The organism is Paractinoplanes rhizophilus (genome assembly GCF_042664765.1).
Classification (GTDB): Bacteria; Actinomycetota; Actinomycetes; order Mycobacteriales; family Micromonosporaceae; genus Actinoplanes; species Actinoplanes rhizophilus.
Genome location: NZ_JBHTBJ010000010.1, coordinates 189,884 through 211,429 on the forward strand (window position 1 = coordinate 189,884; position 21,546 = coordinate 211,429).

Annotated in this window: 22 protein-coding genes; 9 read left to right on the top strand and 13 right to left on the bottom strand. The window is 70.5% G+C overall.

Annotation, left to right across the window (positions count from 1 at the left end):
- Positions 1 to 54: 54 nt before the first annotated feature.
- The 3 genes from valS to ACFQS1_RS16885 all read right to left on the bottom strand — a co-directional run bounded on the left by valS (position 55) and on the right by ACFQS1_RS16885 (position 4,862).
- Positions 55 to 2,649 carry a valine--tRNA ligase gene (gene valS / locus ACFQS1_RS16875; protein ID WP_378969020.1) on the bottom strand — a complete coding sequence of 865 codons (2,595 nt, stop codon included), beginning with the start codon at positions 2,647 to 2,649 and terminating at the stop codon, positions 55 to 57.
- A 139-nt stretch (positions 2,650 to 2,788) separates the two neighbouring features.
- Positions 2,789 to 3,283 (bottom strand): methylated-DNA--[protein]-cysteine S-methyltransferase, encoded by a 495-nt coding sequence (locus ACFQS1_RS16880; RefSeq protein ID WP_378969023.1) that lies wholly within the window; start codon positions 3,281 to 3,283, stop codon positions 2,789 to 2,791.
- Positions 3,284 to 3,398: 115 nt separating this feature from the next.
- Complete coding sequence (locus tag ACFQS1_RS16885; protein ID WP_378969025.1) at positions 3,399 to 4,862, bottom strand: DNA-3-methyladenine glycosylase 2 family protein; 1,464 nt, start codon at positions 4,860 to 4,862, stop codon at positions 3,399 to 3,401.
- Positions 4,863 to 4,963: 101 nt separating this feature from the next.
- Here ACFQS1_RS16885 and ychF point away from each other — a divergent pair, with 101 nt between their 5' ends.
- On the top strand, positions 4,964 to 6,043 hold the full coding sequence (gene ychF / locus ACFQS1_RS16890) for a redox-regulated ATPase YchF (RefSeq protein WP_378969028.1): 1,080 nt from the start codon (positions 4,964 to 4,966) through the stop codon (positions 6,041 to 6,043).
- A gap of 15 nt (positions 6,044 to 6,058) precedes the next feature.
- On the top strand, positions 6,059 to 6,565 hold the full coding sequence (locus ACFQS1_RS16895; protein ID WP_378969124.1) for a GNAT family N-acetyltransferase: 507 nt from the start codon (positions 6,059 to 6,061) through the stop codon (positions 6,563 to 6,565).
- Between the two features lie 91 nt (positions 6,566 to 6,656).
- Here the strand turns inward: ACFQS1_RS16895 and ACFQS1_RS16900 are convergent, their stop codons facing one another.
- Entirely contained in the window at positions 6,657 to 7,238 is a 582-nt protein-coding gene (locus ACFQS1_RS16900; RefSeq protein ID WP_378969031.1) for a Uma2 family endonuclease, read from the bottom strand.
- 61 nt (positions 7,239 to 7,299) lie between these two features.
- On the opposite strand from ACFQS1_RS16900, the gene ACFQS1_RS16905 reads away from it, so the two are divergent.
- Genes ACFQS1_RS16905 through ACFQS1_RS16915 form a run of 3 tightly spaced genes read left to right on the top strand, consistent with a single transcriptional unit; the run spans position 7,300 to position 8,877 of the window.
- The gene (locus tag ACFQS1_RS16905; protein WP_378969033.1) at positions 7,300 to 7,584 is read left to right on the top strand and encodes a DUF1905 domain-containing protein; all 285 of its coding nucleotides are present in this window, start codon (positions 7,300 to 7,302) and stop codon (positions 7,582 to 7,584) included.
- A 37-nt stretch (positions 7,585 to 7,621) separates the two neighbouring features.
- The gene (locus ACFQS1_RS16910) at positions 7,622 to 8,485 is read left to right on the top strand and encodes an LLM class flavin-dependent oxidoreductase (protein ID WP_378969035.1); all 864 of its coding nucleotides are present in this window, start codon (positions 7,622 to 7,624) and stop codon (positions 8,483 to 8,485) included.
- A complete protein-coding gene (locus ACFQS1_RS16915) occupies positions 8,458 to 8,877 on the top strand; it encodes a MarR family winged helix-turn-helix transcriptional regulator (RefSeq protein WP_378969037.1) in 420 nt (139 codons plus the stop codon). Before ACFQS1_RS16910 ends, ACFQS1_RS16915 begins: the two co-directional genes overlap by 28 nt.
- On the opposite strand, the gene ACFQS1_RS16920 is transcribed toward ACFQS1_RS16915, so the two are convergent.
- The 4 genes from ACFQS1_RS16920 to ACFQS1_RS16935 all read right to left on the bottom strand — a co-directional run bounded on the left by ACFQS1_RS16920 (position 8,850) and on the right by ACFQS1_RS16935 (position 12,776).
- Complete coding sequence (locus tag ACFQS1_RS16920) at positions 8,850 to 9,509, bottom strand: rhomboid family intramembrane serine protease (protein ID WP_378969039.1); 660 nt, start codon at positions 9,507 to 9,509, stop codon at positions 8,850 to 8,852. The two genes, ACFQS1_RS16915 and ACFQS1_RS16920, sit on opposite strands and share 28 nt — an antisense overlap.
- Positions 9,510 to 9,547: 38 nt before the next feature.
- Positions 9,548 to 10,309, bottom strand: a complete 762-nt coding sequence (locus ACFQS1_RS16925; protein WP_378969041.1) for a S1 family peptidase — start codon at positions 10,307 to 10,309, stop codon at positions 9,548 to 9,550.
- A gap of 73 nt (positions 10,310 to 10,382) precedes the next feature.
- The gene (locus ACFQS1_RS16930) at positions 10,383 to 11,102 is read right to left on the bottom strand and encodes an aggregation-promoting factor C-terminal-like domain-containing protein (protein ID WP_378969127.1); all 720 of its coding nucleotides are present in this window, start codon (positions 11,100 to 11,102) and stop codon (positions 10,383 to 10,385) included.
- Between the two features lie 282 nt (positions 11,103 to 11,384).
- Complete coding sequence (locus ACFQS1_RS16935; protein ID WP_378969044.1) at positions 11,385 to 12,776, bottom strand: PhoH family protein; 1,392 nt, start codon at positions 12,774 to 12,776, stop codon at positions 11,385 to 11,387.
- Positions 12,777 to 13,031: 255 nt separating this feature from the next.
- Between ACFQS1_RS16935 and otsB the strand changes: the two genes are divergently transcribed.
- Positions 13,032 to 13,838, top strand: coding sequence for a trehalose-phosphatase (otsB, locus tag ACFQS1_RS16940; RefSeq protein WP_378969046.1), 807 nt, complete (start codon positions 13,032 to 13,034; stop codon positions 13,836 to 13,838).
- Here otsB and ACFQS1_RS16945 read toward each other — a convergent pair.
- Positions 13,835 to 14,605: an isoprenyl transferase gene (locus ACFQS1_RS16945; protein WP_378969048.1), complete on the bottom strand. Its 771-nt coding sequence runs from the start codon at positions 14,603 to 14,605 to the stop codon at positions 13,835 to 13,837. The two genes, otsB and ACFQS1_RS16945, sit on opposite strands and share 4 nt — an antisense overlap.
- Positions 14,606 to 14,797: 192 nt before the next feature.
- Positions 14,798 to 16,609, bottom strand: a complete 1,812-nt coding sequence (locus tag ACFQS1_RS16950; RefSeq protein WP_378969050.1) for a phosphoenolpyruvate carboxykinase (GTP) — start codon at positions 16,607 to 16,609, stop codon at positions 14,798 to 14,800.
- A 291-nt stretch (positions 16,610 to 16,900) separates the two neighbouring features.
- On the opposite strand from ACFQS1_RS16950, the gene ACFQS1_RS16955 reads away from it, so the two are divergent.
- The 3 genes from ACFQS1_RS16955 to ACFQS1_RS16965 are packed head-to-tail and all read left to right on the top strand — an operon-like array spanning position 16,901 to position 18,852.
- Complete coding sequence (locus tag ACFQS1_RS16955) at positions 16,901 to 17,659, top strand: sigma-70 family RNA polymerase sigma factor (RefSeq protein ID WP_378969052.1); 759 nt, start codon at positions 16,901 to 16,903, stop codon at positions 17,657 to 17,659.
- Between the two features lie 51 nt (positions 17,660 to 17,710).
- On the top strand, positions 17,711 to 18,259 hold the full coding sequence (locus ACFQS1_RS16960) for a GtrA family protein (RefSeq protein WP_378969055.1): 549 nt from the start codon (positions 17,711 to 17,713) through the stop codon (positions 18,257 to 18,259).
- Between the two features lie 32 nt (positions 18,260 to 18,291).
- Positions 18,292 to 18,852, top strand: a complete 561-nt coding sequence (locus ACFQS1_RS16965; protein WP_378969057.1) for a GtrA family protein — start codon at positions 18,292 to 18,294, stop codon at positions 18,850 to 18,852.
- Between the two features lies 1 nt (position 18,853).
- On the opposite strand, the gene ACFQS1_RS16970 is transcribed toward ACFQS1_RS16965, so the two are convergent.
- The 3 genes from ACFQS1_RS16970 to ACFQS1_RS16980 all read right to left on the bottom strand — a co-directional run bounded on the left by ACFQS1_RS16970 (position 18,854) and on the right by ACFQS1_RS16980 (position 21,467).
- Positions 18,854 to 19,453: a PH domain-containing protein gene (locus ACFQS1_RS16970; RefSeq protein ID WP_378969060.1), complete on the bottom strand. Its 600-nt coding sequence runs from the start codon at positions 19,451 to 19,453 to the stop codon at positions 18,854 to 18,856.
- A gap of 4 nt (positions 19,454 to 19,457) precedes the next feature.
- A complete protein-coding gene (locus tag ACFQS1_RS16975; RefSeq protein ID WP_378969062.1) occupies positions 19,458 to 20,351 on the bottom strand; it encodes a biotin--[acetyl-CoA-carboxylase] ligase in 894 nt (297 codons plus the stop codon).
- A 132-nt stretch (positions 20,352 to 20,483) separates the two neighbouring features.
- Positions 20,484 to 21,467, bottom strand: a complete 984-nt coding sequence (locus tag ACFQS1_RS16980) for a hypothetical protein (protein ID WP_378969065.1) — start codon at positions 21,465 to 21,467, stop codon at positions 20,484 to 20,486.
- Positions 21,468 to 21,546 lie beyond the last annotated feature (79 nt).

Below are 21,546 nucleotides of genomic sequence, written 5' to 3' on the forward strand. Positions count from 1 at the left end.
GCCACCCGCCGCCCGGGACGCGGGCGACGCGAGACACGGGCGACCCCGGCCGCGTCAGAAGGCGCAGGCGATGACCAGCTCGGGCGAGCGGTCGGGCAGGCGGTCGAGCTTGGCTATCCGGCCGGCCGCCTTGAGATCGCCCTCGATCAGGGCCAGCCGGTCGAGCACCGCCGCCGGGCCGAGCGCCTCGGCCAGCGGCACTTCGGCCTTCACCGACAGCTTGCGGTCGGACTTGGCCCGCCGGACCTGGCGCAGCGCCTCACCGGCCAGGTCGAGCAGGTCGGCCTCGCCCTCGCCGGCGACCCGGGTCAGCTCGTACCTCGTCGGCCAGGTCGAGCGGTGCACCGAGCCGTACCGCCACCACGACCAGACCTCCTCCGTGACGTACGGCAGGAACGGCGCGAACAGCCGCAGCAGCACCGACAGGCCGGCGGCGAGCGCCGCCCGCGCCGAGTCGGCGGCCGGGCCCTCGGCGTACGCCCGCTCCTTGACCAGCTCGATGTAGTCGTCGCAGAACGTCCAGAAGAACGCCTCGGTGACCTGCAGCGCGTCGGTGTGGTCGTACCGGTCGAACGCCTCCGTCGCCGCGGTGACCACGGTCGCGAGCCGGGCCAGCATCGCCCGATCGAGCGGCTCGGTCACCGGCTGCCGCAGCGCCTCGGCCGCGCCCAGCCCGAGCGCGAACTTCGACGCGTTGAGCAGCTTGGTCGCGAGCCGCCGGCCGACCTTGATCTGGGCCGTGTCGAAGGCCACGTCGGCGCCCGGCCGGCCATTCGCGGCCCAGTAGCGGACCGCGTCCGAGCCGCTCGCCTCGAGCAGGTCGATCGGGGTGATCACGTTGCCCTTGGACTTCGACATCTTCTTGCGGTCGGGGTCGAGGATCCAGCCGGACAGGATGGCGTTGCGCCACGGCAGCACGTCGCTTTCCAGCTCGGCGCGCAGCACCGTGGTGAACAGCCAGGTCCGGATGATCTCGTGAGCCTGGGGCCGGTGGTCCATCGGGAAGACCCGGCGGAAGAGGTCCTGGTCGTGGTGCCAGCCGGCGACGATCTGCGGGGTCAGCGACGACGTGGCCCACGTGTCCATGACGTCGGGGTCGCCGGTGAAGCCGCCCGGGACGCCGCGCTGGGACTCGTCGAAGCCCGGCGGACACTCCGAGGAAGGGTCAACCGGCAGTGATGATTCGTCCGGTATGAGAAGCTGGGCGTAGTCCGGTTCGCCAGCGTCGTCGAGCCGGTACCAAACCGGGATCGGCACGCCGAAGAAGCGCTGTCGGCTGATCAGCCAATCCCCGGTCAGCCCGTTCACCCAGTGCTCGTAGCGGTGCCGCATGTGCTCGGGGAACCAGTGCAGCTCCCGGCCGCGGGCCAGCATGCGCTCACGAAGATCGGCGTCGCGGCCGCCGTTGCGGATGAACCATTGCCGGCTCGTGACGATCTCGAGCGGCGAGTCGCCCTTCTCGTAGAACTTCACCGGATGGGTGATCGGCGTCGGCTCACCGATCAGGTCGCCCGCCTCGCGCAGCAGCCGGACCATCTCACGGCGGGCCGCGTTGACCGTCAGGCCGGCGAAGGGCTGGTAGGCCGCCGCCGGGACGCCCTCGGGCCGGTCGGGCCGGAAGCGGCCGTCGCGACCCAGCACGACCCGGGTCTCCAGCCGCAGGTCACGCCACCAGGTGACGTCGGTCAGGTCGCCGAACGTGCAGACCATCGCGATGCCGGTGCCCTTGTCGGGCGCCGCGAGCGGGTGCTCGTGGACCGGCACCTCGACGCCGAAGAACGGCGTGCGGACCGTCCGGCCGAGCAGGTGCTGATAGCGCTCGTCGCCCGGGTGGAAGACCAGCGCGACGCAGGCCGGCAGCAGCTCGGGCCGGGTCGTGTCGACCTCGACCGGGCCGTCCGGGCCGTGGAAGCGCAGCTTGTAATAGGCGCCGGGACGTTCCCGGTCCTCCAGCTCGGCCTGCGCGACCGCGGTGCGGAAGCCGACGTCCCACAGGGTCGGGGCCTCGGCCGTGTACGCCTCACCGCGCGCCACGTTGCGGAGAAACGCGCGCTGCGAGACCGCCCGGGCCCGGACGCCGATCGTCGTGTACGTCAATCCCCAGTCGACGGACAGCCCGAGCTTGCGCCACAACGCCTCGAACGCCTGCTCGTCCTCGGCGGTGACGCGCTCGCACAGCTCGACGAAGTTGCGCCGCGGGATCGAGACCGCGTCCTTGGCTGCCCGGCTCTTGCCGGCGCCTGGTGTCGCGGACGGCGCCGCCTCGCCCGCGGCCAGCGCCGACGGCTCCCAGGACGGGTCGTGCGGCAGGCTCGGGTCGCACCGGACGCCGTAGCGGTTCTGCACCCGGCGCTCGGTGGGCAGCCCGTTGTCGTCCCAGCCCATCGGGTAGAAGACGGTCTTGCCGCGCATGCGCTGGAACCGCGCGACCGTGTCGGTGTGGGTGTACGAGAAGACGTGCCCCATGTGCAGCTCGCCCGATACGGTCGGCGGAGGCGTGTCGATCGCGTATACATCCGCCCGCTCCTTGGAACGGTCGAACGTATACGTGCCCTCCTCCTGCCAGCGACGCGCCCACTTGTCCTCGAGCCCGTCCAGCGACGGCCGCTCGGGGAGACCGGCGCGCGCGGTCATACCCGTATCAGTCATGCGCAGAATGCTACGGCGCGACCGGTCGCCGGTCTCCCGATAAAGACGGCCCCGCTCAGACGGCGACCCGGCCACCGTCCACCGGAAGCACCGCGCCGTGGATGAAGCTCGCGCCGCCATCAGTGGGGGTGGCCCGGCATCACGCGGCCTCGTGGTCGAGCAGGAGCCGCTTGACGGTCAGGCCCCAGCGGTAGCCACCGAGCGAGCCGTCGAGCCGCAGCACCCGATGGCACGGGGTGAACAGGGCCACCGGGTTGCGCGCGCAGGCGGCCGCGGCCCCGCGCACCGCCGCCGGGCGGCCGGCCATGACGGCGAACTGGCTGTAGGTCACCGGGCTGCCCGGCTTGATGTCGCGCATGACCTGCCAGGCGTGCGCGATGAACTCGCCGCCGGTGCGCTGCTCGACCGCGACCGCGTCGAGCGCGGTCAGGTCACCCTCGAAATAGGAGCGCACGTGGCCGGTGACCGGGCCGATGTCGTCGTCGGGCACCGCCTGGCCGGACAGCGCGGGGTGGATCAGCGGGAGAAGCTCGTCGAGCCGCTCGGTGAAGCCGGCGGCACGCACGCCACCCGTCTCACCCACCACGATCGTCAGCGGGCCGGCCGGGGTGGGCATGGTCTGATATTTCAACATCTCGTCCTCCAGGGGTTGGCACACAGCCTGACCCGGCGCGGCCGCCCGCGGGCAACTTTTTCCGGGCCTGTGGATAACTCGGCCGAGGGATAGCGGGCCGGTGGACAACCGGCGATCAGGACGCACGCCACAGGCGGATCAGCGCGTACGAACGCCAGGGCCGCCACCGCTCGGCGTGCTTCTCGAGGGCCTTCGGCGTCGACGGCAGGCCCAGGGCCGCCGCGCCGCGCCGCACGGCCAGGTCGGTCTCGAGGAACACGTCCGGGTCGCCGATCGCGCGCATCGCCACATATCCGGCGGTCCACGCGCCGATGCCGGGCAGCTCCATCAGCTTGGCCACCGACTCCTCCCGGTCGGCGCCGGGCTCGAGGTCGATCTTTCCGTCCGCGACCGCCTCGGCGAGGCGCCGGATCGTGTCGCGCCGGGCGGCCGGCATGCCGAACGCGGAATCGGGCAGTTCGGCGACCACGCGCGCGGCCGGGAAACCGACGAGGCCGACGCCGCCACCCGAGCCCGGAGCAGCATCGATCCGCGGAGTGTCGGCGAAGCCGCCGGCCGCGCGGATCATGCGGGTCAGCGTGGTGCGAGCTCCGGCCACACTGACCTGCTGCCCGACGACGGCGCGAACGGCCATCTCGAACCCGTCGACCGCGCGCGGTACCCGTACACCCGGCTCGGTTTTGATCGACGCGCTCAGCGCGACGTCGGCACCCAGGGTGAGATCGACGGCGTCGGGGTCGGCATCGAGATCGAAGAGCCGGCGGCACCGGGCCACGGCCGGCGCGAGATCACGCACGTCGCTCAACCGCAGCGTCGCCGAGACCCAGCGGTCGGCCGGGGTGAGCGCCACGGTCGCGCTTCCGTGCGGCAAGATCAAACCTCGGCGGTACGTGTCACCCGACCGTTCCTCCACGCCCGGCAGCGCCCGCAACTCGAGGAAATCCAGCAGCGCCGGAATGTGCAACGGCGACCGGTACGGCAGTCGCAGCGAGATCGTGCCCGGCTCGGCCGCCGTCACCCGGCGACGCTCGCGAAGCTGGCTCGGCGCCTGCGCGTAGACCTCCTGGATCGTGTCGTTGAACTGCCGCACGCTGCCGAAACCCGAAGCGAACGCGATCTCGGCCAGGCCCAGGTCGGTCGTCTCGATGAGGATGCGCGCGGTCTGCGCGCGCTGCGCCCGGGCCAGAGCGAGCGGCCCGGCGCCCAGTTCTGCCGTCAGCAGACGATTCAGATGACGCTCGGTGTAGCCCAGACGGCTCGCCAGGCCGGGCACGCCCTCCCGGTCGACCACGCCGTCGCCGATCAGCCGCATGGCCCGCCCGACCAGGTCGGCCCGCACGTCCCACTCCGGGGAGCCCGGCACGGCGTCCGGCAGGCAGCGCTTGCAGGCGCGGAAGCCGGCGCGCTGAGCGGCGGCCGCGGACGGGAAGAACGTGACGTTCTCCCGCTTCGGCGTAATGGCCGGGCAGGACGGGCGGCAGTAGATGCCGGTGCTGGTCACCGCGGTGAAGAACCAGCCGTCGAACCGCTGGTCCCGGCTGTCCACGGCCCGGTAGCACCGTTCGAAGTCCAGTTCCATGCCCTTGAGTTTGCTCTGCTTACCGCGGCGAGCGCTGGCGGGATTCGGACATGACCGTCGGCCCGGGTGTTGTTCTCGGCGGCTGCGTAGACTGGACGCCCGTGAGCCTCACCATCGGAATCGTCGGCCTGCCGAACGTCGGCAAGAGCACCCTGTTCAACGCCCTGACCAAGAACGACGTGCTCGCCGCGAACTACCCGTTCGCGACGATCGAGCCGAACGTCGGGGTCGTCGGGCTGCCCGACGAGCGCCTGGAGAAGCTCGCCGAGCTGTTCGGCAGCGAAAAGATCATCCCGGCGCCGGTGAGCTTCGTCGACATCGCCGGCCTGGTGCGCGGCGCGTCCAAGGGCCAGGGCCGCGGCAACGCGTTCCTCGCGAACATCCGCGACGCCTCGGCGATCTGCCAGGTCGTGCGCGCGTTCTCGGACCCGAACGTGCTGCACGTCGACGGCAAGATCTCCCCCGCCGACGACATCGAGACGATCAACACCGAGCTCATCCTGGCCGACCTGCAGACCGTCGAGAAGGCCCTGCCCCGCCTGCAGAAGGAGGCGAAGCTCAAGAAGGACCGCGCGCCGGTGGTGGCCGCCGCCGAGGCCGCGTACAAGGTTCTCGACGAGGGCGCGACGCTCTACTCGGGCGGCGCCGGCATCGAGCTCCCGCTGCTGGCCGAGCTGCACCTGCTGACGATCAAGCCGTTCCTGTACGTCTTCAACGTGGACGAGGCCGAGCTGGGCAACGCGGCGTTCCTCGACGAGCTGCGCGCCCTGGTCGCGCCGGCCGAGGCCGTCTTCATGGACGCGAAGATCGAGTCGGAGCTGATCGATCTGCCGCCGGACGAGGCGATGGAGCTGCTCGAGTCGACGGGCCAGACCGAGCCCGGCCTCAACCAGCTGATCCGCGTCGGCTTCGACACCCTGGGCCTGCAGACCTACCTGACGGCCGGCCCGAAGGAGGCCCGCGCCTGGGTGATCCCGCGCGGCGCCACCGCGCCCGAGGCCGCCGGCGTCATCCACAGCGACTTCCAGCGCGGCTTCATCAAGGCCGAGATCGTCAGCTACGACGACCTGATGGCCGCGGGCTCGATGGCGGCCGCGAAGGCGGCCGGCAAGGTCCGCATGGAGGGCAAGGACTACCTCATGAGGGACGGCGACGTCGTCGAGTTCCGCTTCAATGTGTAGTTCGGTGATCCGGTGATGATCCGAGACGCCGAGGACGGCGACTGGCCCGCGATCTACCCGTTCTTCCGGGAGATCGTGGTGCAGGGCCGCACATACGCGTTCCCCGAGAATCTGTCCCTGGAACAGGCTCGCGAGTGGTGGATGGAGTCCCCTCCGGGTCGCACCGTCGTCGCGGTGGATGGATCGACCGTTCTCGGAAGCGCGAAGATGGGTCCGAACCGGCCCGGCCGGGGCGCACATGTGGCAACGGCCAGTTTCATGGTTGACCCACGGCATTCCGGCCGCGGCGTCGGTCGCGCTCTCGGCGAGCACGTCGTCGGCTGGGCGCGCGCCGCCGGCTACCGAAGCATCCAGTTCAACGCGGTCGTCGAGTCGAACGAGGTCGCGGTCCGGCTGTGGCGTTCGTTGGGTTTCGAGGTGCTCGCCACCGTCCCGGAGGCGTTCGACCACCCCGAGCACGGCCTGGTGGGGCTGCACGTGATGTTCTTGAATCTGAGCGCTCCCGATCAACCGTCACGTTGATCGGCGACGGAATCCAGTCGAGTCGAACTCTGCGGCGATCGCGTCCGGCTTGTGGCAGTTTGAGCTCCTGCCCTCGCCCTGTGCTGTCGGCTCAGCCCCGGCGGCCTGGCACCAGACCGTCGAGATCGAGCTTGATCGGGAACGGCCTCGAGGCGCGCAGCTCGTGGCGATGGATTGCGGTCGGCACGTAGGACCGAGTAGGCGCGTCAAGCTCGTAGGTGTGGACCACTGGTGATCCGTCCTCGTCCTCGACGCGCCAGTAGTTCGCGATGCCGGCTTCCGCGTACTTGCGCAGCTTGACCGTCTCATCGCGGTGCGCCGACTCCGGGGAGACCACCTCGACGACGAGCAGAGTCTCCTCAGGGGTGTAGCAGGTGCGGTGCGGATCGTAGGGCGCCGTGGTGACCAGCAGATCGGGCTCAGGACGATTCCATTTGTCGAGCCGGATCGTGATCTCCCGGTCGACCTCGATGCCCGGCGGCGCCTGATCCGTCAGGGAATTCACCAGCGCGGTAATCATCCGGGCGTGCCAAACCCGCTGCGGAGAAATCATGAAGACGAGCGCTCCATCGATCAACTCGGTATGGCGTGGCGCTTCGGCGAGCCTGTCGAGGTCGTCGGCATACCAGCCCTCGGGCCGAGGCGGCCGCATCCACTCGGGCACCGCAGTCATCGTGCCACCGTAGCATTCGGTAATCACCGCCTGGCTGGTTCAATAGATCACCGTGGAATGGGTGTTCGACGGAGAGATCTTCGAGTGGCGCGGGCCGGCCCCGTACCACTTCGTGGCCATGTCCGAAGCCGACAGCGCCGAGCTCAAGGAAGAGGCGCGGTCGCTGATCTACTGGGGCCAAGTGCCGGTGCAGGTGGTCATCGGCGGCACGGAGTTCCGGACCGCGCTGTTTCCCCGCGACGGACGCTATCTGGTTCCGCTGAAGGACGCGGTCCGCAAGGCCGAGGACATCGGCGACGGTGACGTCGTGACGGTGGTCCTGCGGCCCGCTCGGCAGCCTAGGTGATAGTCAGTATTACTGACGATCGGTTACGCTGACAGATATGCGGATCGGATGGAAAGCGTCGCAACAGCACTTCACGATCGATGAGTACCGGCGGCTCTGGCGGCTGGTGGACGAGGCCGGCTTCGACTCCTGCTGGGTGTTCGACCACCTCAAGCCGATGGGACGGGACCGCAGCGGCGACATCTTCGAGGCCTGGACGATCCTCGCGGCGATGGCCGAGACGACCACCCGGGTGCGGCTCGGCACGCTGGTCACCGGCAACCTCTATCGGCACCCGGCGCTGCTGGCCAAGATGGCGGCGACCGTCGACCACGTCAGCGGCGGGCGGCTCGACGTGGGGCTGGGCGCGGGCGGCGACCCGGGCGTCGACCCGGCGATCGGACTGCCCGAGGCGTCGCCGGGGGAACGGGTGCAGCGCCTGGATGAGGCGGCCCGGATCCTGCGGATGCTCTGGACCCGGCCGGAGACGACGTTCTCGGGCGAGCACTTCCGGCTCGACGGCGTGCCGTCGGAGCCGAAGCCGGTGCAGGCGCGGCTGCCGCTCTGGCTGGCCAGCAACGGCGAGCGCCGCGGCATGCGGGTGGTGGCCGAACACGCCGACGGCTGGCTGACGGCGACCTTCGAGACCGCGCCGGGCGACCTGAGCCGGCTGATGGCGGTGCTGGACGGCCACTGCGAGGCGGTCGGGCGCGATCCGGGGTCGCTGCGGCGCGGCGTCCAGTTCCCGGTCCCGGAGACCGGCGATGAGATACTCCACGCCGTCGAGGCGTTCGCGGCGGCCGGATTCACCGACCTCGTTCTGATGCCTCGCGGCGGCGGGCTGGGGCGCGTCGCGGACGTCGGAGAGCTGCTGCCCAGGATGAGGGAAGTGGGATGCGGGACCGCCTCGGCTACTTGCTGAAACACGCCCAGCTGGCGCTCACCGAGCGCACCACGGCCGCGCTGGGCCCGCTCGGGATCAACGGGCGCGAACTGGCCGTGCTGACCGTGCTGGGCGACGGGCCGGCGCTCGCGCAGCAGCAGGCCGCCGGGCGGCTGAACGTGGACCGCACGACGATGGTCGACCTGGTCGACGCGCTGGAGCGGAAGGGCCTGGTCGAGCGGCGGTCCGACCCGGCCGACCGGCGGCGCAACCTGGTGCATCTCACCGCGGACGGGCAGCGCGTCCTGGCCGAGGGCGAGCGCCTCTACCAGGAGGCCGAGCGCGCGCTGGGATTCACCGACGCCGAGCTGGCCGAGTTGAAGGCCCTCCTGCGGCGGGTCTCCTACGGTGAACCCAGCGTCGGCGTGTAGAGCGCGGGCTCGGCCTTGGCCCGCTTGCGCCGGAACAGGATCGCCGCGATCACCCCGCCGAGCAGGCCCAGCAGGTGACCCTGCCAGGAGATCGGCTGGTCGGTGGGGAGGATGTTGTAGAGCTGGTACCAGTACAGCAGGCCGATGAAGGCGGCGACGGCGAGGTTCCACCAGCTGCGCTCGACCAGGCCGCGGGTCAGCAGCAGGCCGAGATAGCCGAAGATGACGCCGCTGGCCCCGACCACCACGCTGTTGGGGTCGCCGACGAACCAGACGCCCACGCCGCTGACCAGCATGATCACGAGCGTCGACCAGATGAAGCGCTTGAGGCCGCCGGCGAGCGCGAACGTGCCGACGAGGATCAGCGGCACGGCGTTGCCGTACAGATGATCCCAGCCGGCGTGCAGGAACGGGCTGAACAGCACCCCGTCCAGCCCGGCCAGGTGGTGCGGGATGATCCCGCCGGCCACGTCGAGCTGGCCCGACCCGATCCCCTTGTCGATCACCTCGATCAGGAACAGGATCGGGATCACGGCGCACATGGTCACGAAGGCCCGGCCCAGCGAGGCATAGAACGCCTCGGTGCCGAACCGGGTGGCATCTGACTGAGGGTCCGCCCCGCCGTAACTCATGGTTCCCATGGTTCCAGGCGACGGCAAACGCTGCCACGTCAGCCGAGCTTCTTGGCCGCCTGGCGAATCTCGTCGCGAAAAGCGGAGATCTGGGTGTAGACGCCCGGGTAACCGTCCCGCGCGCAGCCGAGTCCCCAGCTGACGATGCCCACCTGCACCCACTCGCCGGCGGCGCCGTGCCCGATCATCGGCCCGCCGGAGTCGCCCTGGCAGGTGTCGACGCCGCGCTTGCCGGCGCAGATGGACTCCTTGGCGACGAGCTTGACGCCGGCCTTCTGATACTCGGCCGCGCATTTCGCGTCGGGCACGGTGGGGACGGTCGCGTAGTGCAGGCGCCGCTCCTGCTTCATCGAGTTCTCGCCGGTCTGTCCCCAGCCCAGCACGACGAACTTCCCGCGGTCGTTCGCCCCCTCGGCGAGCGGCAGCGTGGGCAGGGCGAACGCGTGGTCGAGCCGGATGACGGCCCAGTCGTCGCCGCGGGTCTCGTCGCGGAAACCGACCGCGCGGATCACCGATACCGAGTGGGCGGTGAGCGCCTTCGCCGATTTCAGGTCCACCGCCCCGGCCGTCACCTCGATGCTTTTCGTGTCCCCCGTGCCGTCGACGCAGTGGCCGGCGGTGAGCACCACGCGGGGCCCGATCAGCGTGCCGCCGCAGCCCATCGACAGCCGCACCATCCACGGGAACTTCCCGGGCGGCGCGACGTCGCCGCCCACGACCGTCACCCCGGCGCGCGCCGGAGGCGCCGCCATCACGCTCACCACGATGCCGATGAGGATGAGCGCGACTTTTCGGACCATGAACATATTTGATCACAAGAAAACGGGCCGCGCGGTGATGCCGCGCGGCCCGTTTTGTCCACTTAGGGGATTCTCAGTACCAGCCCGTGCTCTGCGAATGCGACCAGGCGCCGCAGGGCGTGTCGTACCGGCCCTCGATATAACCGAGACCCCACTTGATCTGGGTGGCGGGGTTGGTCTTCCAGTCATCGGCGACCGAGGCCATCTTGCTGCCCGGCAGGGCTTGGGGAATCCCGTACGCGCCGGAGCTGGAATTGGAAGCGCGGTAGTTCCAGCCGCTCTCCTTCTTCCACAGCTTGTCCAGGCACGGGAACTGGTCGATGTCGAAGCCGGCCTCGAGCATCAGGGCGCACCCGGTCTTGCGGCTGCCCGAGTACTCGTTGCAGGAGGAGGGGACGGGCCCGGTGTACTCGACCGGCCCGCCGGACTCCTCGGCCTTCTTCTTGGCCGCGGCTTCGGCGGCCGCCTTCTCCTCGGCCTTCTTGGCCGCGATGGCTTTGGTCTCGAGCTCGTGCGCCTTGCCGGCCGCCGCCTTCGCCTCGGCGGCCGCCTTGGCGGCGGCGTCGCCCTCGGCCTGGCGCTGGTAGGCGCGGGCCGCGGCGTGCTGGCCGGCTCGCTGCTTGAGCAGCTGCATGTCGTCGACATCCACCTGGACGACGTTCGACGCTTCGGAACTCTGCTGTGGTGCCTGGACCACACGGTCCTTGCCGAGGTACACGCCGCCGATCAGGCCCGCCACCAGCAGGCCGACCGACGCGGAACGTACTCCGACCCGGCTCCAAGGCCGACTCACGAAGTATCCCTTCGTCGGGGGCAGGGACGCGGCATGCCCGGCCACCGGGAAGGTGGCGGCCCATGCCGCGAGCACCGCGACCACTCGGGCCGACACCCCGATCAGCTTCGATCGGGGTGGTGGCCCGACGTCGATCTCCGACGAAGAGGACCACGCGATGGCGCTCGCCGAACACCATTGCGCAACGTGAAGTGGATGTGAAATGCCGACGCACTCTTGTGAGGTTGCCCACACGAAATTTAGGCGTAAACCAGTTGAAAGTTCCCCAGCCCGGGGGTCACCTCAGAGAGGGATGTCCTCCAGCAGATCGGTCACCACCTCGGCGATCGGCGACCGCTCGGAACGCGTCAAGGTCACGTGCGCGAAGATCGGATGTCCCTTGAGCGCCTCGATCACGGCCGTGACGCCGTCGTGCCGGCCCACCCGCAGGTTGTCCCGCTGGGCGACGTCGTGGGTGAGCACCACCCGTGACCCCTGCCCGATACGGGAGAGCACGGTGAGCAGCACGTTGCGCTCCAGCGACTGGGCCTCGTCGACGATGACGAACGCGTCGTGCAGGCTGCGGCCGCGGATGTGGGTCAGCGGCAGCACCTCGAGCATGCCGCGGGCCATGACCTCCTCCATGACATTCGCATGCACCACCGCGCCGAGCGTGTCGAACACCGCCTGCGCCCAGGGCGACATCTTCTCGTTCTCGGTGCCGGGCAGATATCCCAGCTCCTGGCCGCCGACGGCGTACAGCGGGCGGAAGACGATCACCTTCTTGTGGCGGTTGCGCTCCATGGTCGCCTCGAGGCCGGCGCACAGCGCCAGCGCCGACTTCCCGGTGCCGGCCCGGCCGCCCAGCGAGACGATGCCGATCGACTCGTCGAGCAGGAGGTCGAGCGCGACCCGCTGCTCGGCCGAGCGGCCACGGAGCCCGAACGCCTCCCGGTCGCCGCGGACGAGGCGGACCGTCTTGTCGGGGTTGACCCGGCCGAGCGCCGAGCCGCGCGGCGAGTGGATCACCAGGCCGGTGTGGCAGGGCAGGTGCTCGGCCTCCTCGAGCTCGAGCTCCTCGCCGGCGTAGAGCGCGTTGACGTCCTCCTCGGCCAGCTTGAGGTCGGCCATGCCGGTCCAGGTCGGGTCGCTGGCCTGGCCGTGGAGGTATTCGTCGGCGGTGAGGCCCACCGAGGCCGCCTTGACCCGCAGCGGCATGTCCTTGCTGACCAGCGTGACGTCTCGGCCTTCGGCGGCGAGGCCCAGCGCCACGGAGAGGATGCGGGTGTCGTTCGAGTCGTTGCGGAAACCGTGCGGGAGCACACTCTGATCGGCGTGGTTGAGCTCCACCCGCAGGGTGCCGCCCTCGTCGTTGCAGAGCACCGGTTGATCGAGCCGGCCGAACTTGATCCGCAGCTCGTCCAGATTGCGCAGCGCCTGCCGCGCGAACCAGCCCAGCTCGGGGTGGTGACGCTTGCCCTCCAACTCCGTGATGACCACGAGCGGGATGACCAGCTCGTGATCGGTGAACCGGCGGATGGCCGCCGGGTCGGACAGCAGGACCGAGGTGTCCAGAACAAAAACCCGGCCCATCGGGGCCGGTTCGGCGTCGGCGTGGCGGTCGCGGGAGGGGCGACGGGACGCGGCGCGAGTGCTGGAAGGGGTGCCCTCGGCGTCAGATCGGCGTGGTGTCACAGGCCTGCTCCAGCGGGCGTGCAACCCGTCGACGCCCGCGGTCCGCACCTCCGGCGGCCGGCTTACAGCACGGGGTCGGATTGCGGGGCCCCGTGGCGCACTTGTCGCAGGTCCGGGCCGTCCGGCTGACTCGGGATGACCCCGCGTCATGTCTAGAACGCTAGCGGTCAACAAGCCACCGCGCCAGCACGCAAAACCGGGGTCAAGGCGATTTCTCCGGCCGCCAATCGGACTTCCGGCAGGTAATCTGACGTCGTGGCAGAGACTCAGCGTCCGATCCATCCGCCGAGCATCGCCGACGCGTGGGCCGTCACGGCCGAGCGCGCGGCCGAGACCACCTTCTTCTTCGACTTCGACGGCGTCCTGTCCCCGGTGACCGACGACCCCGACGCGTCCCAGCCGGTCGATGCCGTGCCCGGGGTGCTGGAGAGCCTGGCGGCCGCCGTCCGCCGGGTGGCGATCGTCTCGGCGCGCCCGGTGAGCTTCCTCCGGTCGAGATTCGCGTCACTCGAGCGCGTGGACCTCTACGGCCTCTACGGGCTCGAGGTGTGGCACGACGGCGAGGTGGTGACCGAGCCGGCCGCCCTGCCGTGGATCCCGGCGATGTCCGACCTGGCCGAGCGGGCCCGGAAGGAGCTGCCGGCGCAGATCCTGGTGGAGTTCAAGCGGCTGTCGGTGGCCCTGCACTACCGCACGGCGCCGCAACTGGCCGGCGAGGTCGAGCGCTGGGGGCACGAGCAGGCCGAGCGCCACGGTCTCAAGATCCAGGGCGGCCGCATGGTGATCGAGCTGAAGCCGCCGGTCGACCAGGACAAGGGCATGGTCATCACCGAGGCCGTCCGCAACGCGCGCTGCGGGTGGTATTTCGGGGACGACATGTCCGACATCAAGGCATTCGACGCGCTGCGGGCCCGCGAGGCGGTCGACCCCGACTTCTTCGGCGTGGCGGTCGCGGTCGCCAACCCCGAGACCGGCGCCGAGGTGTCCATCGCCGCCGACCTGACCTTGGAGTCGCCCGACGCGGTGGCGGCCTTCCTCGCCGAGGGGCTGAAGACCTTCTAGGCGCCGAAGCGTCGCTGCCGGTTGGCGTACGAGCGCAGCGCCCGCAGGAAGTCGATGCGCCGGAAGTCGGGCCAGTTGGCGTCGTGGAAGTAGAACTCCGACTGGGCCGACTGCCACAGCAGGAAGCCGGAGAGCCGCTGCTCGCCGCTGGTCCGGATGATCAGATCGGGGTCGGGCTGGCCGCGGGTGTAGAGGTGCTCGGCGATGTGCTCGACGTCCAGGATCTCGGCCAGCTCCTCGAGCGTGCCGCCGGCCGCCGCATGCTGCTGCATGAGCGAGCGCACCGCGTCGGCGATCTCGCGCCGGCCGCCGTACCCGACCGCCATGTTGACCTCGACGCCGACCGTGCGGTCGCGGGTCTTTTCCTGCGCGGCCTTCAGGGTCGCGGCGGTGGGGGCGGGCAGCACGTCGAGCGCGCCGACCATGCGCAGGCGCCACGGGTTGCCGTCCTCGGCCAGCTCGGTCGCGAGGTCCTCGATGATCCGCACGAGCGGGTCGAGCTCGGCCGCCGGCCGCCGCAGGTTGTCGGTGGCGAGCAGGTAGAGCGTCACGTGCTTGATGCCCGCCTGGTCGCACCAGGTGAGCAGCTCTTTGACCCGCGCGGCGCCGACCCGATGCCCGTCGTTGGGATCGACGAACCCCATTTCCTTGGCCCAGCGCCGGTTGCCGTCACACATGACGCCGACGTGCTGAGGAACGGGCTTGCCGACCAGCTTTCCAGCCAGCCGCCGCTCGTAGAACGAATAGACCAGGGACCGCACACTCATCGCCCCAAACCCTAGCCCTCAAGCAGAGCGGCGGCGTCGGCTGGGCGGTTCGCTTGCGCTGAGCGTCGGTCTTTCTTCCCTCAGATGTACGGGTAACGGCAGCTCTGCGCCGAACATGCCGTCCCCGCTGCTCGCCCACGCGAGCTGGCGCGCGGCAACCGCCGGCTGCCGCGCGCAGAGCTCCGTGCCGGGTCAGGCTGCTTCCGTCAGTCGGGCTCGGAGGGCGTCGAGCTCGGCCCACAGGACCGTCGGCAGCTTGTCGCCGAACTTGGTGAACCACTCGGTGACCTGGGGGATCTCGGCCAGCCACTCGTCGCGGTCGACCTTGAGCGCGGCCGCGAGATCCGCCTCCGAGATGTCCAGACCGGTGGTGTCCAGGGCGTCTGGGGTCGGCACGTGTCCGATGGCCGTCTCCACGGCCTCGCCGCGACCGTCGAGGCGCTCGGCGATCCACTTCAGGACGCGGCTGTTCTCGCCGAAGCCGGGCCACAGGAAGCGGCCGTCCTCGCCGCGGCGGAACCAGTTGACGTAGAAGACCTTCGGCAGCTTGGCGGCGTCGCCGGAGGCGCCCTTGGCCATGTCGATCCAGTGCTGGAAGTAGTCGCCGGCGTGGTAGCCGATGAACGGCAGCATCGCCATCGGGTCGCGGCGCACGACACCAACCTGGCCGACCGCCGCGGCAGTGGTCTCCGACGAGAGGGTGGCGCCGAGGTAGACGCCGTGCACCCAGTCACGCGCCTCGGTGACCAGCGGGATCGTCGTCTTGCGCCGGCCACCGAACAGGATCGCGTCGATCGGTACGCCGCGCGGGTCGTGATACTCCTCGGCCAGGATCGGGCACTGCTCGATCGGCGTACAGAATCGGCTGTTGGGGTGGCTCGAGGGCGCGTCGGAGGAAGGCGTCCAATCCTGGTTCTTCCAGTCCGTCAGGTGCGCCGGGGGCGAGCCCATGCCCTCCCACCAGATGTCGCCGTCGTCGGTGAGCGCGACGTTGGTGAAGATCGAGTTGCCCTGGGCCAGCGTGCGCATCGCGTTCGGATTGGTGTGGAAGTCGGTGCCGGGCGCGACGCCGAACAGGCCGAACTCGGGGTTGGTGGCCCACAGGCGGCCGTCCTCGCCGAACCGCATCCAGGCGATGTCGTCGCCGACGGTCTCGACCTTCCAGCCGGGCAGCGTCGGCTCGAGCATCGCGAGGTTGGTCTTGCCGCAGGCCGAGGGGAACGCGCCGGCGATGTAGCGGACTCGGCCCTCGGGCGAGGTCAGCTTCATGATCAGCATGTGCTCGGCGAGCCACCCCTCGTCGCGGGCGGCCACGCTGGCGATGCGCAGCGCGTAGCACTTCTTGCCGAGCAGCGAGTTGCCGCCGTACCCGGAGCCGAACGACCAGATCTCGCGGGTCTCGGGGAAGTGCGAGATGTATTTGGTCTCGTTGCACGGCCAGGGGACATCCTGCTGTCCCGGCTCGAGCGGCGCGCCGACCGAGTGCAGCGCCGGCACGAAATCGGCGCCGGAACTCTCCAGAGCGGAAAGCACCTCGGCGCCCATCCGGGTCATGATCCGCATGCTCGCCACCACGTACGGGCTGTCGGTGAGCTCCACGCCGAACATGGGTTGCGGCGCGTCGAGCGGGCCCATGCAGAACGGGACGACGTACATCGTCCGGCCGCGCATGCAGCCGCGGTACAGCTCGGTCATGGTCGCCTTCATCTCGGCCGGCGCCATCCAGTTGTTGGTCGGCCCGGCGTCGGCCTCGTCGACCGAGCAGATGAAGGTGCGTTCCTCGACGCGGGCGACGTCACCGGGGTCGGTGCGGGCCCAGAACGAGTTGGGTTTCTTGGCCGGGTCGAGGCGGACCAGGGCGCCGGAGTCGACCAGGGCATCGGTGATGCCGGTCCACTCGGACTCCGAGCCGTCGCACCAGACGATCCGGTCGGGCGTGGTCAGGGCTGCTACCTCGTCGACCCACGCCTGGAGGCGGGCGTGCGAGGTCGGGGGCTGCTGCATGCGATCTCCTTCGGTCGGCGCTGACCAATGACCTCGGGGAGGGAGGTCATGGGAGTCACCTGAGCCTAAGGCCGCACCACCGGAGGTTCATCGGGAAATCCTGTGGAAGACCGCACAATCCTCGGAAACCTTGCTTGCAGACGATCGATTCTTCGCCACTTAGCGCACGTGCGCGCAGCGTCGGCTGTTCCGCCCTCGACGCCCGGCCGTTCGGCGGACTTCCGCAAATCGGATTAAACACCTTAAACTGCGGATATCTGGTCTTCCCGTCTTTAGGGGGCAGGAATGACGATGCCGGTAGCAGAACCGGACTCGGACACCGATCTCTTGGCGGCGGTCCGGGCCGGCGACACCGCCGCCTACGGCACGCTCTACGAGCGCCATCGCACCGCGGCACGGCAACTGGCATACGGGCTCTCCCGCGATCCGGCGGACGCCGACGACCTGGTCGCCGAGACCTTCGCGAAGGTGTTCGCCTCGTTGCGCGCCGGGCGCGGGCCGCTGGTCGCCTTCCGCGCCTACCTGCACACGACCATGCGACACGTCTGCTACCACCGCGCCCGCCGCGACCGGCGGCTCGAGTTCACCGACGACCTCACCCGCTACGACGAAGGCGAGCCGTTCACCGACCCGGCGCTCGACCGGCTGGAGCGGGCGTATGCGGCGGCCGCCTTCCGGCAGCTGCCCGAGCGCTGGCGCGACGTGCTCTGGCAGACCGCCGTCGAGGGCAACACGCCGGCCGAGGTGGCCGGCATGTTCGGCATGACGCCGAACGCGGTGGCCGTGCTCGCCCACCGCGCCCGGGAGGGGCTGCGCAGCCTGTATCTCCAACAACACATCGCGGTCGCCGAACACCCGGAGTGCCGCTGGGCGGGCGACCGGCTCGGCGGGCACCTGCGCGGCCGCCTCGCGCCACGTGACGACGGCCGGATGCGGGCTCACCTAGGGTGGTGCGGCGAATGCCGGGGGCGGTTCGCCGAGATCCGGGAGGTCGACGGGCTGCGTCACCTTTCGTACCGGCAGCGTCACCGGGCCAACGGAACCGGTTAAGACTCGCCAACGAAAACTGCGGTCCGTGACAGCGGCCGGTACTCTCGGGGCGTGCCTGATACCTCGCCGACGCCACAGTCCCGCCTGCGAGCGAGGCTTCGGGCGCTGATTCGCGAGCTGGGCAAGTTCGGCACGGTCGGCACGATCTCGTTCGCGATCGATGTGGCGATCTTCAATGTCCTGCTCGGCGTGGGCTGGGAGACACTGTTCGCCAAGACCGTGTCCACGGTCATCGCGACCACGTTCGCGTTCGCCGGCAACCGGTTCTGGACCTGGCGTGATCGGGTCCACGACCACATGGCCCGGCAGTACACGTTGTTCTTCGTGCTGAACGCGATCGGCCTCGGCATCGGCCTGGCCTGCCTCGCGATCAGCCACTACGGCCTGGGCTCGGTCTGGCCGTCGTTCCAGTCGGCGCTCGCCGACAACATCTCGGGCCTGCTCATCGGGACGGGCCTGGGCACACTGTTCCGCTTCTGGTCGTACCGGCGATTCGTGTTCCGCGCCACCGCATCCCCAGTCAAGAGCGCCGTGGAGCAGCATCCCGAACCCCGCGCGACCAACGTGGCAGCGCCCTCGCCGGTGCGTGACACGGCGTGACAGATTCCTCTCCTCACCAAAGGTTGTCCCCCATGCCTTCAGCCAGCACGCTGACGGAACGCCTGCGCCGCCTGGCCCCCGAAGCCATCGCCTTCGGAGTCATCGGCGCCGGCAACACGCTGCTCTACATGGCGATCACGTGGGCAGCGCTGCCGATCGGCGCGGTCAAGGCGAGCGTCATCGCGACGCTCGTGACCACGACGCTGGCGTACTTCGCGAACCGTTACTGGACGTACCGGCATCACACGCGTACGGCGTTGCGCCGGGAGTACACGCTGTTCTTCGGCTTCAACCTGGTCGGCATGGTCATCCAGTCCGGCGCGGTGGCGACCGCCAAGTACGGCTTCGGCCTCACCGAGGAGCACGACGAGCTGCTCTTCATGGGCGTTACCCTGCTCGGCATCGTGTGCGCGACGATCTTCCGCTTCTGGGCGTACCGCACGTTCGTCTTCCTGAAGCCCCCGGTCGACGGCCACGAGGCCGAGCTGGCCGAGCTCGACCCGGTAGCCGGTTTCGCCGAACTGAGCGCCGAGGCTGAGGCTGAGCCAGCTGGCTCCGCTTCGCTCCGCGGGCGATCGCCTAGTAACCGGTGAGTTAGCGGTCGTTGGGCGCAGTTGGCTCGGATGTCCCTCGCCGGAAGAGCGATCGCCGCTGCGGGGGCAATCCGTGTCGCTCCTCTTCCAGGTCGTCGGCTTCTTCGTCTTCGTCGTCCGGTAGCAGCTCGATCAGCTCGTAGAGGGCGGTCTGCAGCTGGTGCGCGTGCGGGACGGCGGTCAGGACCGCGGCCTGGTCGCCGATCGAGTCGATGGTCAGGGTGCCGCTGCCGAAGAGGCGGTCGAGGACCGTCTGGGTCAGCAGGTGGTCGTTGATCCGGTTGAGCGGGAGGTCGCGGCGCTCGCGGGCGATCACGCCGTCCTGGAGCAGGACGCGCTCGTTGGTCACCACGTAGTGGGTGCAGCGCCAGACGACCAGCGGGGCGACGCCGTACCGGATGCCGTAGTAACCCATGATCAGCGCGACCACGCCGAAGCCCAGCAGGCCGCCGGTGTTCTGCGGCAGCATCACCCAGGCGAAAGCCGCGGTGACCAGCGCCAGCAACACGACCAGGGCCGGGCGGAGCGCCGTCTTCCAGTGCGGATGCAGGTGGAGGACGACCTCCTCCTCGTCGGTGAGAACCTCGTCCGGGAATGCCACGCCGTCAGCGTACGTGCAGCACGTCACCCGCCGAGACGCGATGCACGGTGGCGTCAGCCGTACGGATCACCACCAACTGGCCGTCGTTGTCCACGTCGGTCGCCTCGCCGGTGATCTCGCCGCCGCCGGGCAGCAGCGCCCGCACCCGCCGGCCGATGGTGGCGCACTCCCGGCGATACGCGGCGAGCAGGCCGGACAGCTCCGCGTCGCCGCCCGCCTCGCGCCACCCGCCGTACCACCCGGCGATGCCGCGCAGCAGGGCCCGCAGGATCGGATCGCGATCGGTGGCGGCCGCGCCGGCCAGCCGCAGCGAGGTCGCGGGCAGCCCGCCCGTCGCGGGAAGCCCGGCGCTCGGGGGCGGCCCACTCGTCGCGGGCAGTTCCTCGGCGCGGGTGGTCACGTTGAGTCCGATCCCGACGATCACGGCGTCGCCGGACACCTCGGCCAGGATGCCCGCGCATTTGCCGTCACCGACCAGCAGGTCGTTGGGCCACTTCAGGGCCGCTTCCACCTCGGCGACCCGGCGGACCGCCTCGACCAGGGCGACGCCGGCCAGCAGCGGCAACCAGCCGTAACCGCCGGTGGGCGCGGCGGGCCAGCCCCGCTCGGAGTCGGCGGCGCCGGGGCGGAGCAGGACGCTCAGGGTTAGCCCGGCGCGCGGCGGAGAGGTCCACCGCCGATCGCGGCGCCCACGGCCGGCGGTCTGCTGCTCGGCCACCACGACCAGGCCCTCGGGCTCGCCGCGCAGGGCGGCCGCGGCGGCGTCGGCATTGGTGGAGCCGGTCTCGGCACGGATGTCAATCTTGGTCCAGAGGCTGCGGGGAGTCACCAGGGCCCGCTCGAGGCCGCGCGACGAGAGCGGCGGCCGGTCCAGGTCCGTGTACGGCGAAGCGGGCATCCGACGAGCGTAGTCCGGGCTGATCCGCGAGGGGTCCGCCCGCGGCCGGAGGCCAGACCTCAGATGCCCCGGCGCGGCGTCAAGTCAGCGGCCCAGCGCGGCGTCAACTCAGCGGCCCAGCGCGGCGTCAAGTCAGCGGCCCGGGCCCGGCGTCGGATCGGCGGCGTGCCGGCTGACGTACACGGTGGTGTTGCGCTCGGCCGGCGGCTCCGGGCGGGGCCGCGGGCGCGGACGACGGCGCGCGACCGGCGGCGGCTGATCCGGTTGCTCGTCACGAGACGGCTTGTGGTCGCGAGACAGCTTGTCGCTGCCGGACAGCTTGTCGGCGCGAGACGGCTTGTCGGCACGGGACGGCTTGTCGTTGCGGGCCGCCCACGAGCGGGGCAACCGGATCCGCCCCGCCCGGTCGTCGTTCATCGGCCACGTCGGCACCACCTCGGTCGGCTCGGAGACCACCGGGACGAGGTCGAAGCCGGTGGCCGGCTCGTAGTCGGGGACGGCGGGGAGGCGCTCGACCGGGCGTGGCCAGCCGTAGCCCTTCGCCGACGGCTCGGGATCGCCGGCCAGGTCGACCGGGATGGGCGTCCAGTACTCGCCGGGACGGGGCTCGCCGGCCTGCTCGTGGTACTCCGGGCGGACCCAGCCCTCGACCCGGTCGCCGTAGCGGTCGGAAGGAAGGCCGGCCGGCGCGAGCTCCTCTTCCTCCTCGGCGTCGGCGCAGCTGTCGGCGTACGCGTCAAAAGCGTCCGCACCCACCGCCGGGACCGCATCGGCCTCCTCCTCGCCGGCGAAGCCGATCGAGGCCAGCCCACCGAGATCGTCCTCCTCGGCCCCCGGCGACATCGACGGGATCTCGTGCTCGCCGGATGCCATGGCCAGCGCGCGCCGCCGCCCGCGCCGCGCACGCCTCGACGGCTCGCCGAGCGCATCCGGCTGCCCCTCCGGGTGCTCGGCGACCGGGCCCGCGGGCAATGCCGGACGACTGCGCGGCGCCTCCAAAGACCGCCGGCCGGCCCGGCGTGCCCCGCGGCCGAACAGCATCGACCGGAAGCTGATCAATGTGGCGAGGCCACCGGCGATGAGGGCGAGCCCGGCCGCGGTCATCCAGTTCGTCACGCCTGAAGTAACGAATAGGGCATTGGGTGCGAAACGCACTCGTAGCGCCGCCCCGACGCCCCGGCATTACGATCACGAG